The organism is Methylorubrum populi (assembly GCF_002355515.1).
Classification (GTDB): domain Bacteria; phylum Pseudomonadota; class Alphaproteobacteria; order Rhizobiales; family Beijerinckiaceae; genus Methylobacterium; species Methylobacterium populi_A.
The window spans coordinates 1,784,803-1,798,814 of sequence record NZ_AP014809.1; the positions used below are offsets into that span (position 1 = coordinate 1,784,803).

The window sequence follows — 14,012 nt, forward strand, 5'->3', positions numbered from 1 at the left end:
CCGCCAGAGCAGAACAAACTGCCGCCCGCGTAAGGCAACGGAGCTGAGCCGCAAGAATGGGGCGAGTGGGAGGGTCCGCTGTCGTTCACGGCGGAGGAGTCGTAGAGCGCCGGGTTGTAGCCGCCATCGCCGCCAGCCGACGAGCACGGCTTGCCGGCCGCTGCCTCACGGCGGCGACGCTCTTCCTTGCGGCGCTTACGGCCGAAGATGTCGAAAATACGCATCAATCGATCTCGCAGAGCCGTTGAGCGAGTTTGCCCGCGACCGGAAACTCCTGAACCCTGGATGTCAGGATAAGCCCCCTAACCTAGTGATGCCCGGCCATGTGGCGGCCGATCACTCCGGCCTCCGCCGCCGCGGCCGGCGTCTCGTAGACGAGGCGCCCGTCCGACATCACGCAGATCCTGTCCGACAGTTCCAGGATCTCGTCGAGATCCTCGCTGATCAGCAGGACGGCGGCGCCGGCGTTGCGCGCCGCCACGATGCGGGAACGGATCTCGGCGACCGCCGCGAAATCGAGGCCGAAACAGGGATTGACGACGATCAGGAGATCGACCGGGTCGGTGAGTTCGCGCGCCAGCACAGCGCGCTGCACGTTGCCGCCCGAGAGCGTGGCGATCGGCGCCTCCGAGGAGGCGGTCTTCACCTTGAAGCGGGCGATCAGGTCCTTCGCCCGCCGGGTCATGGCGCGCCGGTCGAGCCAGAGGGTCGGCGGACCGTCGGGATCGTCGCCGCGCCGGTCGAAGGCGCGGAAGGCGAGGTTCTCGGCCACCGACATCCGCGGCGCGCAGGCGTTGCGCAGGGGTTCCTCCGGGATGAAGCGCACCCGGTGCCGGCGGCTCTCCGCTCGGGTGCCGCCGTAGGGCTCGCCCTGGATCGCGACGCGCCCGCCCGTCGCGCGGATCTGGCCGCCGAGCACGTCGGCCAACTCCTTCTGCCCGTTGCCGGAGACGCCGGCGATGCCGACGATCTCGTGGGCGCGCACGCGCAGATCCGCGACATCGATCCGCCGCAGGCCGGAGACGTCGGTGGCGGTCAGGCCCTCCACCCGCAGGATCTCGCGCGCCCGGTCGGGCTCGCCGATCCGCGCGGCGATCGTGCGCGTGGTGCGCTCGCCCACCATCATCGCCGCCATGTCGTCCCGCGACAGCGCGCCGACCGCGCCGCCGCCGACAAGCCGGCCGCGGCGCAGGACGCTGAGGCTGCGGGCGAAGGCCTCGACCTCGCGGAACTTGTGGCTGATCATCAGCACCGTGAGCGCGCCCGCATCCGCCATGCCCCGCAACAGGCCCAGCACCTCCTCGGCCTCCGTCGGCGTCAGCACCGAGGTGGGCTCGTCGAGGATCAGGAAGCGGGCCTTGAGGTAGAGCTGCTTGACGATCTCGAGCTTCTGCTTCTCGCCCGCCGCGAGTTCCGCCACCGGCCGGTCGAGGTTCAGCCGGAACGGCATCCGCGCCATGAAGTCGGCGAGCGCCGCGCGCTCGGCCGTCCAATCGAGGATCGCGGGCGCGTCGGCCCGGCCGATGACGAGGTTCTCGGCGCCGGTCAGCGAGGGCACCAGGGTGAAATGCTGGTAGACCATGCCGAGGCCGCGCGCCTGCGCGCCCTTCGGCCCGGTGATCTCCGCCTCGCGCCCGTTGATCAGGACCGAGCCGGCGCTCGGCGGGTAGAAGCCCATCACGCATTTGACGAAGGTCGACTTGCCCGCCCCGTTCTCGCCGAGCAGGGCGTGGAAGCCGCCGGCCTCGATCTTCATCGAGACATCGTCGAGGGCGGTGAAGCCGCCGAAGCGCTTCGTCATGCCGACGGTCTCGACGGCGAGGGCGCCGGAGGGAGCGGGGGCCGACATCACGACCTAGCCCATCGCCGCGAGGATCGCCTCGGACGAGGCGACCGCGCCGAACACGCCGCCCTGCATCGTCACCATCTTCAGCGCCGCCTCGTGGTTGCCACGGTCGGTGGCGGCGGTGCCGTCGGAGACGATCACGCATTCGAAGCCGCGGTCGTTGGCCTCGCGCATCGTGGTGTGGACGCAGACATCCGTGGTGATACCGGTCAGGATCAGGTTGCGGATGCCCCGCGTCGTCAGGATGAGTTCGAGATCGGTGGCGCAGAACGAGCCCTTGCCCGGCTTGTCGATCACCGGCTCGTCCGGAAGCGGCGCCAGTTCCGGGATGATCTCCCAGCCCGGCTCGCCGCGCACCAGCACGCGTCCGCAGGGCCCGGGATCGCCGATCCCCGCCCCGATCCGGCGCGAGCGCCAGCGCTTGTTGGCGGGAAGGTCGGCGAGGTCGGGCCGGTGACCCTCGCGGGTGTGGATCACGTGGTAGCCGGCCGCCCGCGCGGCGGCGAGGAGTTGCGCGATCGGCTCGATCGGCGCGCGGGTCAGGGCGAGGTCGTAGCCCATCGCATCGACGTAGCCGCCCTTGCCGCAGAAGTCGGTCTGCATGTCGATGATGACGAGCGCCGTGGTCTCGGGACCGAGCGAGCCGTCATAGGGCCAGGGATAGGGCTCGGCGGCGACGAAGCGTCCGCCCTCGGGAGATCCGGCGGAGGGGAAGGGGATGACGCTCATGCGGCCTTCTCCTGATGGCTTGCAGAACGGATTTGTCGTAACAACTTTGTCGTGACGACCCGATTCGAATGGGATCCGGCCAAGGCCGCTTCGAACCTGCGCAAGCACGGCGTCAGCTTCGAATCCGCTCTCCGCATCTTCGCCGATCCGTTTCTCCTGTCGGCGCCCGACCGGGTCGAGGGCGGAGAGCTGCGCTGGAAGGCCATCGGCTCCATGGGTGACTTCGCGGTGCTGCTGGTCGTCCACACCCATTGCGAGAGGAACGAGGATGGCAGGGAAATCGAGATCGTCCGCATCATCTCGGCCCGACGTGCCGACCGCAGTGAGCGACGACGCTACGAGCGGGAATCTCGTTCGGTTTGATGTCGATCTGGCGAAGCTTCCGTCCCTGACCGAGGCGCAGAAGACCGAACTCGGAGCGCTCGCGGCCATGCCCGACGCGGCGATCGATCGCAGCGATATCCCGCCCCTCACGGAGGAATTCTGGGCCAACGCCGTGCGCGGACGATACTACCGGCCGAACAAGACCTCGACGACGGTCCGCATCGATTCTGACGTTCTGGCCTGGCTGCGTGGCCAAGGCCGCGGATACCAGACGCGCATCAACGCGATCCTGCGCCGCGAGATGCTCGCGGCGCTGAAGAAGCGGGTCTAATAAACTCCTGTCTCGACGCACTCTCCGACGCCGAACCGGCATCCACTTCGGCGCAGAGTGCTTCGAGGCCCACCTCACTCCGCCGCCTCCCGCGCCGCCGGTTGCTCGCCCTCGCCATAGACGCGAGTCGGCGCCGGGAAGCGGCACGAGGTGCCGTCGGTCACCTTCACCGTGTCCTCCCACGGCAGGCGGTAACGGCCCGCGGCGAGGTCGTGCATGTAGGTGTAGGGGCAGTCGCCCGCGCCGCCCTTCACCGCCGTGTAGCCGCGGTGGCCGAGCTGGTAGATGTTGTTCTCGACGCCCCAATGCGCCCGCGCCTCGCGCACGAGATCCGGCCGCACCTCGGCGGTGATGATCTCGTCGACGCGGCCGGTGGTGCCGTGGGCGAGAACCGTGCCGTCGAAGTTGACGATCATCCCCTCGCCCATCGAGTCGAAGGTGCCGTCGGACCCGCACATGCAGACGTTGGCGGTCACCATCAGGTTGCAGAAGGCGTTCGACTGATTGGTGAAGCGCCAGGATTCGCGGATCGGCGCGGTGTAGCCGGCCGTGCGGATCATGATCTCGGCGCCCTTGTAGGCGCATTCGCGCGCCATCTCCGGGAACATGCCGTCGTGGCAGATGATGAGGCCGAGCTTGGCCCCCTTCGGCCCCTCGATCACCGGGATGCCGAGATCCCCGGGCTCCCAGGGCTCCACCGGCACCCAGGGATGCATCTTGCGGTAATAGAGCTTCAGTTCGCCCTGGTCGTCGATGATGAGGCCGGAATTGAACGGGTTGCCGTTCGGGTTGGCCTCCATGATCGAGAAGCAGCCCCAGATCCGGTTGTCGCGGCAGGCCTGTTTGAAGGCCGCGACCTCGGGTCCGTCGAGGGTGCACAGGATCTCCGGGCGGGTGTCCATCGACAGGCCGTGCAGCGCGTATTCCGGGAAGACGACCAGATCCATCGTCGCGAGGTTGGCGCGCGCCTTGGCGACCATCGCGACGATGCGCTCGGCCTGGGCCGTGACATCGGCCCGCGTGGCGATGGTCGGCAGTTGCAGCTGGACGAGGCCGATGACGACGCCGTTCGGGGATTTGTTCAGTCCACCGAGTCCGTTCATGAGGCTTCCTTACTTGAGGGACAATTCGCCCGGCGCGCCGGTCAGCGCCCGATCCGGCGAGGAGGTGGCGATCAGGAGCGCCAGGGTGAGGACGTAGGGCGCGGCGTAGAACAGGTAGTAGCCCTGGGAGATGCCGACGGATTGTAGGGCCGGTCCGAGCGCCCCGGCGCCGCCGAACAGCAGAGCCGCCCCGAAGCAGGCGAGCGGATTCCAGCGGGCAAAGATGACCAGCGCCACCGCCATCAGACCCTGTCCGGACGAGATGCCCTCGTTCCACGAGCCGGGATAGTAGAGCGAGAGATAGGCGCCGCCGATCCCGGCGAGCACGCCGCCGACGGCGGTCGCGAGGAGCCGCACGCGATCGACGTCGTAGCCCATGGCGCGCGCCGCCTCCGCGCTGTCGCCGACCACGCGCACGATCAGGCCCGCCTTGGTGTTGCGGAACGCCCACCACAGGAACAGCGCCAGCGCGGCGCCGGCCAGGAACAGCACGTTGACCCGCAGCGCCGCCTGGACCTGCGGCAGGTCCGACCAGAAGCCGAAGGGGATCGCCGGCAGCGGCGGGGCCGAGGGCTGGATGAAGGGCTTGCCGAGGAAGAAGGCCAGCCCCGAACCGAACAGCATCAGCGCGATGCCGATCGCCACGTCGTTGACCCGGGGGAAGCGGCAGATGAAGCCGTGCAGCCCGCCGAAGGCGCCGCCGGCGAGCCCGGCGACTGCCACGCCCGCCCAGGGACTGCCCGTCATCACGGCGGTGGCGTAGGCCGACATCGCACCGAAGACGAGGGTGCCCTCCAACCCGAGATTGATCCGCCCCGAGCGCTCGGTGATGGTCTCGCCCAGGCTCACGAACAGGAACGGCGTCGAGACGCGGATCGCCCCGCCGATCACGGCGAGCAGCACGGTCCCCAGGCCGAGATCATCGCTCATCGCCCGTCCTCGATACCGGCTCTCACGGGGCCACCCCGCGCTTCTCGGCCCAGAGATGCGGGCTGAAGGGCTTGAAGCGCCCGTAGAGCGTCTCGCTGACGAGAACGACGAGGAAGAGCAGCCCTTCGAGCACGAGCACCGTCGCGTCGGGCAATTGCATCCGCCTCTGGATCAGGCCGCTCGAGGCCTCGATGCCGCCGAGCAGGAAGGCGACCGGCAGGATCGCCAGGGGATTGTGGCGGGCGAGGAAGGCGACGAGGATGCCGGTATAGCCGAAGCCCGCATTGAGCGAGGCGTTGGCGTTGCCGTGCACCGCCGCGACCTCGAAGAAGCCGGCGAGCGCGGCGCAGGCGCCGCCCAGCGCGGTGAAGCTCACGACGAGGCGCCCGACCGGCAGGCCCTGAATCTGCGCCGCCCGCAGGTTGCCGCCGGCGATGCAGGCGGCGAAGCCGATCGTCGTCCGCTCGGTCAGCGCGTAGGCGGCGAGGCAGGCGAGCACGCCGATGCCGAGGCCCCAATGGACATCGAGGCCCGGCAGGGCGCCGACCATGAACGCCTCGCCGATCGGCGCGGTGGAGGGCTTGTTGAGGCTCGCCGGATCGCGAAGCCAGCCCTCGATCAGATGGTTCGAGAGCGCGAGCGCGATGTAGGACATCAACAGGCTGGCGATGGTCTCGTTGACTCCGCGATAGGCGCGCAGCGCTCCGACGGCGCCGATCCAGGCGGCCCCGGCCGCGACGGCGGCGAGCGCCATCAGCGGCACGGCGAGGAGCGGGGATAGGCCCTGGAGCGGCTGCGCCGCGGACGCCGCGGCCACGCCGCCCAGGACGATCGCGCCTTCGCCGCCGATCACCACGAGGCCGAGGCGGGCCGGCAGCGCGACGCAGAGCGCGGCGAACAGGAGAGGTGCGGCGCGCTGCAGGCTGTTCTGAAGCGCGAAAGGCGAGCCGAAGCCGCCGCGCCAGACGAGATCGAGAAAGGCGAGCGGGCTTTTCCCCAGGGCCACCAGGAAGAGGGAGAAGATCAGGAAGCCCGCGGCCACGGCCCCGAGCGGGATCGCGACGCTCTCAGTGCGGCGCGCGAGCCACGCCCGGATCTGGAGCGAGGCCGGGGGGCGGTCCGGATCGCTCTCGACCAGCGGCAGGCCGGGGGCGGTGGTGTCAGCGGCCATGGGTGCGGGTCCAAGGGGCGCGGGTCCAGCGGGTCGGGTCCAAGGGATTGGGTCCAAGGGATCGGGTCCGTTGGGTCGGGTCCTCCTCCGAGAGGCCGCACAAGCCATGCCAAGCCTGCTTGGGCGGCCTTCGGGCTGCCGTATCAGGCCGAGCCCTTCACGCCCTCGACGAGGTAGTTGGTCTTCTCCAGTTCGCTCGCGTTCTCGGCCAGCGCCGTGCCGGCACCGGCGATCACGTTGCCCTTGTTGTCCTTGAGCGGGCCCTTGATGATGGCGAAGCCGCCCTTCATCATCTCGGCCTTGACGGCATCGGCCTGCCTGCGGGCTTCCTCGGAGACCGCGGGACCGTAGGGGCTCATCTTCACGAAGCCGTCCGGCAGCCCGCCGCGCAGGAAGTTCGGCGGAGCCTTGCCCGCCTGCATGTCGGCGACGAAGCCCTTGTAGATCGAGGCCCAGTTCCACTCCGCGCCGGTCAGGTACTGGTCCTTGGCGAGCGCCGACTGGTCGGCGTGGTAGCCGCAGACGAAGGCGCCGCGGCGCGCCGCCGTCTCCACCACGACCTTGGGGCTGTCGACGTGGCAGGTGATCACGTCGGCGCCACCGTTGATCAGCGCGTTGGTCGCCTCCGCTTCCTTGACGGCGAGCGACCACTCCCCGGTGAAGATCACCTGCACGGTGATCGACGGATCGACGCTGCGCGCACCGAGCAGGAACCCGTTGATGTTGTTGAGAACCTGCGGGATCGGCTTGGCCGCGACGAAACCGAGCCGCTTCGCCTTCGAGGCATGGGCGGCGACGATGCCGTTCAGGTACTGCCCCTGGGCGATGTAGCCGAAATAGGAGCCGGCATTCTTCGGGTTCGCCTCGGTCCAGAGCCCGCCGCAATGGCGGAACTGCACCTTCGGGTTCTTCTTCGCCTCGATGAGGACGTGCGGGTCGAAGTATCCGAAGGAGGTCGGGAAGACGAGGGTCGCCCCGTCCAGGTTGATCATGCTCTCCATGGTCTTCTGGACGTCGGTGGTCTCGCGGACGTTCTCCTCCTCGACCACCTGGACGCCGGGGATCGCCTTGAGGGCGGCCGCGCCCTGAGCGTGGGCTTGGTTGTAGCCGTAATCATCCTTCGGCCCGACATAGATGAAACCGACTGTGAGCGGACCGGCGGCCCGGGCGCGGCCGAAGGGCAGCACCCCGAGGGAGAGGGCGGCCGCACCGCCGAGCAGATGTCTGCGGGAGAAAGAATGGTCTGACACGAGGCGTGATCCGTCTTTCCGGGCCGGCGGCACAAGTTTTGTCAGCATTGATCCTGTTTCAGGTCGAGAAAAGATCAAAGTTTCGGCACCGGAACTGCCCCCATCCGGCAGGGAAAATCAGATCCCGGCCGACAAGGCGCCTAAAATGCCATCTGCCGATGCATGCTTTCGCGCCAACCCTCCCGGAAGGCCCCCATCCTCAACGACTCGGGGCGAAGACGCGGCCGAGGGCCGCCGGTGCCAGCGATCCGCCCCGCCGCCGGCCGAGCGACAGCAGGACGAGCGCCAGGATGGTGGCGAGGTAGGGGAGGGCCGAGAGCAGCTGGCCCGGCAGGCCGAGACCCGCGGCCTGGGCGTGAAGCTGGAGCACGGTCGCCCCGCCGAAGAGCAGCGCGCCCGCGGCCACCCGCAGCGGTTGCCAGGAGGCGAAGACCACGAGCGCCAGGGCGATCCAGCCCCGTCCGGCGGTCATCGCCGGCGCCCAGAACGGCGTGTAGGCCAGCGACAGGTAGGCGCCGGCCAGTCCCGCGCAGGCGCCGCCGAACAGCACGGCGAGGAAGCGGACCTTGCGCACCTTGAGCCCGAGGGCATGGGTCGCGGTGTGATCGTCGCCGACGGCGCGCAGGATCAATCCGGCGCGGGTGCGCCACAGGAACCACCACACGCCCACGACGAGGAGCAGGGCCGCGTAGACGAAGGCGTCGTGTCCGAACAGCAGCCGGCCGATCCCGGGCAGGTCGGTGAGGCCGGGCAGGTGGAGATGGGGCGCCGGATCGCGCTTCATCCCGACATAGCCGGCGCCGACGAGGCCGGAGAGCCCCAGCCCGAGGATGGTCAGCGCCAATCCCGAGGCGACCTGGTTGGCCGCCAGCCCCACGGTGAGGACGCCGAAGAGGGCGGCGAGCAGCAGGCCCGCCCCGGCTCCGCCGAGGGCGCCGAGCCCGGTCGATCCGGTCTGGGTGGCGACGGCGAACCCGGCGGCCGCGCCGAGCACCATCATGCCCTCGACGCCGAGATTGAGCACGCCGGAGCGCTCGACCACGAGTTCGCCGATGCCGGCCAGGATCAGCGGTGTCGCCGCCGTCAGCACCGTGACGAGCACCATCTGGACGATGTCGAGGCTGGCGATGTCGAGGCTCATGGGGTCACCTTGGCGCCCGCACCGCCCGGCACGATCCGGACGTGGTAGCGCGTGAGCACGTCGGCGCCGAGCACGAGGCCGAGCAGCAATCCTTGAAAGGCGCGGGTCAGGTCGAGGGGCAGCTTCAGGTCGATCTGGGCCCCCTCCCCGCCGATCGTCGTCAGGGCGATGACGAGGGCCGCGAGCAGAATGCCCGGCGGGCTGAGGCGGCCGAGGAAGGCGACGATGATCGCGGTGAAGCCGTAGCCCGGGGAGATCTCCGGCTGGAGCTGGCCGATCCGTCCGGCCACCTCGCAGATGCCGGCAAGGCCCGCCGCCCCGCCGGAAATCGCGAAGACCGCGAGCGTCAGGCGCGCGTCCGAGAAGCCGGCGAAGCGCGCCGCCCGCGGGCTCGCGCCGACCGCGCGCACCTCGAAGCCGAACAGGGTCCGCGCCAGGACGAGAGCCGCCAGCACGATCGCGAGACCGCTGATCAGCGCGCCCGCATGCAGCGACTCGCCCTCCATCAGCAGGGGCAGCCGGGCGGCGTCCTCGAAGCTGACGCTCTGCGGGAAGTTGTAGCCCTGCGGATCGCGCAGGGGCCCGCGCACCATGTAGTCGAGGAGCAGCTGCGCGACGTAGACGAGCATCAGGCTGGTCAGGATCTCCGAGACGCCGAGCCTGACCCGCAGCAGCGCCGGGATCATCGCGTAGGCGATGCCGGCGAGGGTGCCGGCGAGCAGCATCGCCGGCAGGATCCAGACCGTCGGCCCCTGCGAACCGTGCGCGGCGACGGCGACCCAGCCGCCCGCGAGGCCGCCGGCCACGTACTGGCCCTCCGCCCCGATGTTCCAGAGGTTGGCGCGGTAGCAGAAGGCGAGCCCGGTCGCGATCAGCGCGAGCGGCGCGGCCTTCAGCGCGACCTCCTGCAGCGACCAGACCTCGCTCAAGGGGGCGACGAAGTAGGTGAGGAAGGCTTGCCCCGGCGGGACGCCGAGGATCGCCACCGCGATCCCGCCAATCAGGACCGCGGCGAGGAAGGCCAGCGCGGGCGCGAGCAGGTCGAGCCAGGGCGACCGGCGCGCGCGGGGGAGGAGGTCAAGGCGCATCGCGCATCCCGTTCATTCCTGGCTGGCTCTTCACGCGCATGGGCGGATCGGGTCCGGCAGCGGCTCAAAGGACCGGCGCGGCGGTTCGGATCGCGGGCGCTGCCGGAGGCTCGCCGGTCTGCGTTTCCGGCTCGCCGACCCCGCCCATCAGCAGCCCCAGAGCCGCGCGGCTGGTCGCGCCGGTCGGGACGGGCCGCGAGAGCGCGCCGGCGTGCAGGACGGCGATGGAATCGGCGATCTCGAACAGCTCGTCGAGATCCTGGCTGATCACGACCACCGCGCTCCCCCGACCGGCGAGATCGAGCACGGCCTGCCGGATCCGGGCGGCGGCGGCGGCATCGACACCCCAGGTCGGCTGGTTGATGACGAGGATGCCCGGTTCGGCCAGGATCTCGCGCCCGACCACGAACTTCTGAAGGTTGCCGCCCGAGAGCGTGCCCGCCGCCGGGTCCGGGCCGGCGCCGCGCACGTCGAAGGCATCGACCACCCGCCGGGCGAGGGCCCGGGCCGCGCCGAGCCGCAGCAGGCCGAAACGGGTGAGCGGCGCGGTGGCGTGGCGGGAGAGCAGCGCGTTCTCCGACAGGCTCATCGGCGGAACGGCGGCGTGGCCGTTGCGCTCCTCGGGCACGAAGGCGGCCCCGAGCCGGCGCCGGGCATTGATGCCGAGATGGCCCGCCGCCCGGCCGTCGAAGCGCACGGCCCCGGCCGCCGGGGCCCGGCTCTCGCCCGAAAGGGCGTCGAACAGTTCCGCCTGCCCGTTGCCGGCGATCCCGGCGATGCCGAGGATCTCGCCGCCCGCGACGCGGAGCGCGATGTCCCGCAGCGGCGTCCCGTGCAGGCCCGGCGCGGGCAGCGTGAGGCGGTCGAGCACGAGGCGCTCCCCGCGGGACCCGCCGACCGACTTCGGCCGCACCTCGCTCACCCCCGTGCCGACCATCATCGCGGCGAGCGAGCGGGCGGATTCCGCCCGCGGATCGCACGTGCCGACGACCCGGCCGCCCCGCAGGATCGTGGCCCGGGTGCAGAGGCGGCGCACCTCGTCGAGCCGGTGGGAGATGTAGAGCAGGGCCCGGCCCTCGTCGCGCAGCCGCTCCAGCACCGCGAACAGCGCCTCTGCCTCGCCGGGCGTCAGCACCGAGGTCGGCTCGTCGAGGATCACGAGCTTCGGGTTCTGGAGCAGGCAGCGCACGATCTCGATCCGCTGGCGCTCGCCGGCCGAGAGCGACCAGACCGGCCGCGCCGGATCGAGATGTAGGCCGTAATCCGCCCCGAGCCGGGCGATCCGCTCCGCGAGCGCCCGGCCCGTCAGCGCGGCGGGCATGACGAGGGCGATGTTCTCGGCGACCGTCAGGTTCTCGCACAGCGAGAAGTGTTGGAAGACCATGCCGATGCCGAGCGCCCGCGCGGCCTCGGGGTTCGCCAGCCGCACGATGTCGCCCTGATGCGTGACGACGCCCTCGGTCGGCTCCAGGAGGCCGTAGAGGATCTTCATCAGGGTCGACTTGCCGGCGCCGTTCTCGCCGAGGAGGGCGTGGATCTCCCCGGCGCGGATCTCCAGGTCGACGCCGTCATTGGCGGTGAAGGCGCCGAAACGTTTGACGATGCCGTAGGCTCCGAAGAGCGGGGTCGGGCCTCCCCGCGGCGCCGGGGCAGCGGATGCGGCCGCCATCACGCCGTACCGAACAGGTGCCGGGCAAGCCGCGAATGCTCCTCGCGCAGGCGTCCGGTCTCAATGCCGAGCGGCTCCCCGTCGATCACCCGCCACGTGCCCGCGACCATCACCCGGTCCGCCCGGTGGGCCCCGCACAGAACCAGCGCCGCGAGCGGATCGTGGGCGCCGGAGAAGCGCAGTTCGTCCAGGGTGAACAGCGCCAGATCCGCCTCGCGGCCCGGCTCGAGCCGGCCGATATCGCCGCGCCCGAGGCAGGCGGCCGAGCCCTCCGTCGCCCAGCGCAGGGCATCGAGATGGGTCACCGCCTCCGCGCCGTAGGTCAGCCGGTTAATCATCAGGGCGTGGCGCACGCCCTCCATCAGGTTCGAGCTGTCGTTCGAGGCCGAGCCGTCGACGCCGAGACCGACGGGCGAGCCCGCCGCCTCCAGCTCGCAGGTCCGGCAATGGCCCGAGGCCAGCACCATGTTCGAGGTCGGGCAGTGGCAGACCCCGACCCCGGCCGCGCCGAGGCGCCTCACCTCGTCGTCGTTGAAGTGGATGCCGTGGGCGAGCCAGGCCCGGCGCGTCATCCAGCCGACCTCCTCCAGGTAGTCGACCGGGCGCTGCCCGAAGGCTTCGAGGCAGTAGGCGTTCTCGTCGCGCGTCTCGCCGAGATGGGTGTGCAGGCGGCAATCGTGGCGCTCGGCGAGCCCGGCGCTCTCGCGCATCAGCCGCTTGGTGACGGCGAAGGGCGAGCAGGGGGCGAGCCCGATCTGCACCATCGCGCCGGGCGCGGGATCGTGGAACAGCCTCAGCACCCGCTCGCTGTCGGCCAGGATGGTGTCGTCGTCCTGCACCAGCGTCTCGGGCGGCAGGCCGCCATCCTCCTGCGACAGGCTCATCGAGCCGCGGGTGACGACGGCGCGGATGCCGAGGGCGCGCGCCTCCTCGACCTGGATGTCGACGGCCGCCTCGAGCCCTCTCGGGAACAGGTAGTGGTGGTCGCCCGCCGTGGTGCAGCCGGAGAGGAGCAGTTCGGTGTAGGCGAGCCGGGTGGCGAGGCGGAACGCCTCCGGCGTGAGCCGGCCCCAGATGCCGTAGAGCGCCTTGAGCCAGGGGAAGAGCGGCTTGTTGATCGCGATCGGGTGGGCGCGGGTGAGTGTCTGGAAGACGTGGTGATGGGTGTTGACGAGGCCGGGGATGACGACGTGGCGCGCGGCGTCGAACGTCGCGTCGACCGGGCCGGCGGGCCGGCCACCGGCGGGCACCCGTTCGGCGATGCGGGTGCCCTCCACCACGAGCCCGCCGCCGGCTCCCTCCGCCAGGATCGCCAGCGGATCACGGAGCCAGAGGCGGCGGGGGCGGGCGCTCGATTCCATCATCCGGCTACGCGTTCCTGTCGGTGATCAGAAGACGTGGAAGGCCACGCCGGCGAGGAAGCTCTTCTCCTCGGTGCCCTTGAAGGTCGCGGTTTCCTGGTTGCCGAACTTGTTCAGCCAGTACTGGAAGCCGATGAAGACATCGACCTTGTTGGGCTGATCGTAGACCAGCTTGCCGAGATCGAGCACGAGGTTGGTGCGCGACAGGAATTCCAGCCCGCGCGGCGGGTTGAACGCGTAGGCGGCCGGGTTGTCGCTGATGCCGCGGCCCTTGGGCAGGACGATGTTGTTGAAGCCGGCCAGCGTCAGCGGCAGACCGGTGAAGGTCAGCGGCAGGCTGTAGACGATCTCGAATTCGGGGACCGTGTTGAAGCTCTGGTCGCGGTCGGGCTGGGTGTTGAAGCCGTTGCGGTTCCATTCCTTGTAGGCATGGACCGACAGGTTCAGGAAGCCGGCCGGCACGTCGAAGGCGAAGTTCAGGCCGCCGACGATGTCGCGCTTCTTCGAGCCGAAGGCGTCGTTCTGCGAGTTGGCGTCGAAGCCGAAGGAGAGCGAGACCTCCTTGACGATGCCCGGGAAGGCGAAGGCCTTGGTGCCGGTCAGCGCGTTCAGGCTGAGCGTGCCGCGGTAGAGGCCGTAGGCTTCGGTGTTGCCGTAATCGTAGCTCACCGGCACGCCGCCGGGCGTGTTGGTCGTGCCGGCCGGGAATTGCGACCCGGACTTCAGGATGTCGAGCGAGAAGAAGTTCGTGCCGTAGGCCCAGGCATCCGCGTGCGAGATGTTGAGGATGTGCTTGGGCGCCTCGCGCGAGCGGAAGCTGCCGTCGGGCCGCTGGATCTGGATGCCGGGGGTGACGGTCGGAAACTGGTAGCGGTAGCTGATCTGCGTGTCCGCGAAGAGGAAGAACGGCACTTCCTTCGGGGCCACCTCCTCGGGGACCCTCTTATCCTTGAGATCCGCCGCGATCGCCGAACCGGCCGTGAATAGTGACAGCGCAACCGCCGCGAGCCCCCGGACCGACATTCTTCGTTCTCCTCGACCTTCCGTGTGGTCGGGCGGCAGCAACGGG

At 70.2% G+C, this 14,012-nt stretch carries 13 protein-coding genes; 2 read left to right on the forward strand and 11 right to left on the reverse strand.

Annotated elements, in window-relative coordinates:
• Positions 1-307: 307 nt before the first annotated feature.
• Complete coding sequence (locus MPPM_RS08210; protein ID WP_096484629.1) at positions 308-1,849, reverse strand: ABC transporter ATP-binding protein; 1,542 nt, start codon at positions 1,847-1,849, stop codon at positions 308-310.
• Positions 1,850-1,855: 6 nt separating this feature from the next.
• Entirely contained in the window at positions 1,856-2,575 is a 720-nt protein-coding gene (gene biuH, locus MPPM_RS08215) for a biuret amidohydrolase (protein ID WP_096484630.1), read from the reverse strand.
• Between the two features lie 51 nt (positions 2,576-2,626).
• On the opposite strand from biuH, the gene MPPM_RS08220 reads away from it, so the two are divergent.
• Together MPPM_RS08220 and MPPM_RS28855 are read left to right on the forward strand one after the other, a co-directional pair.
• Complete coding sequence (locus MPPM_RS08220) at positions 2,627-2,938, forward strand: BrnT family toxin (RefSeq protein ID WP_096484631.1); 312 nt, start codon at positions 2,627-2,629, stop codon at positions 2,936-2,938.
• Positions 2,898-3,230, forward strand: a complete 333-nt coding sequence (locus MPPM_RS28855) for a BrnA antitoxin family protein (RefSeq protein ID WP_280176350.1) — start codon at positions 2,898-2,900, stop codon at positions 3,228-3,230. The genes MPPM_RS08220 and MPPM_RS28855 overlap by 41 nt, the downstream gene beginning before the upstream one ends.
• A 74-nt stretch (positions 3,231-3,304) precedes the next feature.
• On the opposite strand, the gene MPPM_RS08230 is transcribed toward MPPM_RS28855, so the two are convergent.
• The 9 genes from MPPM_RS08230 to MPPM_RS08270 all read right to left on the reverse strand — a co-directional run bounded on the left by MPPM_RS08230 (position 3,305) and on the right by MPPM_RS08270 (position 13,966).
• The gene (locus MPPM_RS08230; RefSeq protein WP_096484633.1) at positions 3,305-4,333 is read right to left on the reverse strand and encodes a formamidase; all 1,029 of its coding nucleotides are present in this window, start codon (positions 4,331-4,333) and stop codon (positions 3,305-3,307) included.
• 9 nt (positions 4,334-4,342) lie between these two features.
• Positions 4,343-5,263, reverse strand: coding sequence for an ABC transporter permease (locus MPPM_RS08235; protein ID WP_096484634.1), 921 nt, complete (start codon positions 5,261-5,263; stop codon positions 4,343-4,345).
• 22 nt (positions 5,264-5,285) lie between these two features.
• Positions 5,286-6,434, reverse strand: a complete 1,149-nt coding sequence (locus MPPM_RS08240; protein WP_096484635.1) for an ABC transporter permease — start codon at positions 6,432-6,434, stop codon at positions 5,286-5,288.
• A gap of 143 nt (positions 6,435-6,577) precedes the next feature.
• Positions 6,578-7,732, reverse strand: a complete 1,155-nt coding sequence (locus MPPM_RS08245; RefSeq protein ID WP_173807894.1) for a BMP family ABC transporter substrate-binding protein — start codon at positions 7,730-7,732, stop codon at positions 6,578-6,580.
• Between the two features lie 151 nt (positions 7,733-7,883).
• Positions 7,884-8,825: an ABC transporter permease gene (locus tag MPPM_RS08250; RefSeq protein WP_096484637.1), complete on the reverse strand. Its 942-nt coding sequence runs from the start codon at positions 8,823-8,825 to the stop codon at positions 7,884-7,886.
• The gene (locus tag MPPM_RS08255) at positions 8,822-9,913 is read right to left on the reverse strand and encodes an ABC transporter permease (protein WP_096484638.1); all 1,092 of its coding nucleotides are present in this window, start codon (positions 9,911-9,913) and stop codon (positions 8,822-8,824) included. The genes MPPM_RS08250 and MPPM_RS08255 overlap by 4 nt, the downstream gene beginning before the upstream one ends.
• 64 nt (positions 9,914-9,977) lie before the next feature.
• Positions 9,978-11,582: an ABC transporter ATP-binding protein gene (locus MPPM_RS08260; RefSeq protein WP_096487780.1), complete on the reverse strand. Its 1,605-nt coding sequence runs from the start codon at positions 11,580-11,582 to the stop codon at positions 9,978-9,980.
• Complete coding sequence (locus MPPM_RS08265) at positions 11,582-12,946, reverse strand: 8-oxoguanine deaminase (RefSeq protein WP_096484639.1); 1,365 nt, start codon at positions 12,944-12,946, stop codon at positions 11,582-11,584. Before MPPM_RS08265 ends, MPPM_RS08260 begins: the two co-directional genes overlap by 1 nt.
• A 24-nt stretch (positions 12,947-12,970) precedes the next feature.
• Entirely contained in the window at positions 12,971-13,966 is a 996-nt protein-coding gene (locus tag MPPM_RS08270; RefSeq protein ID WP_017485029.1) for a hypothetical protein, read from the reverse strand.
• Positions 13,967-14,012 lie beyond the last annotated feature (46 nt).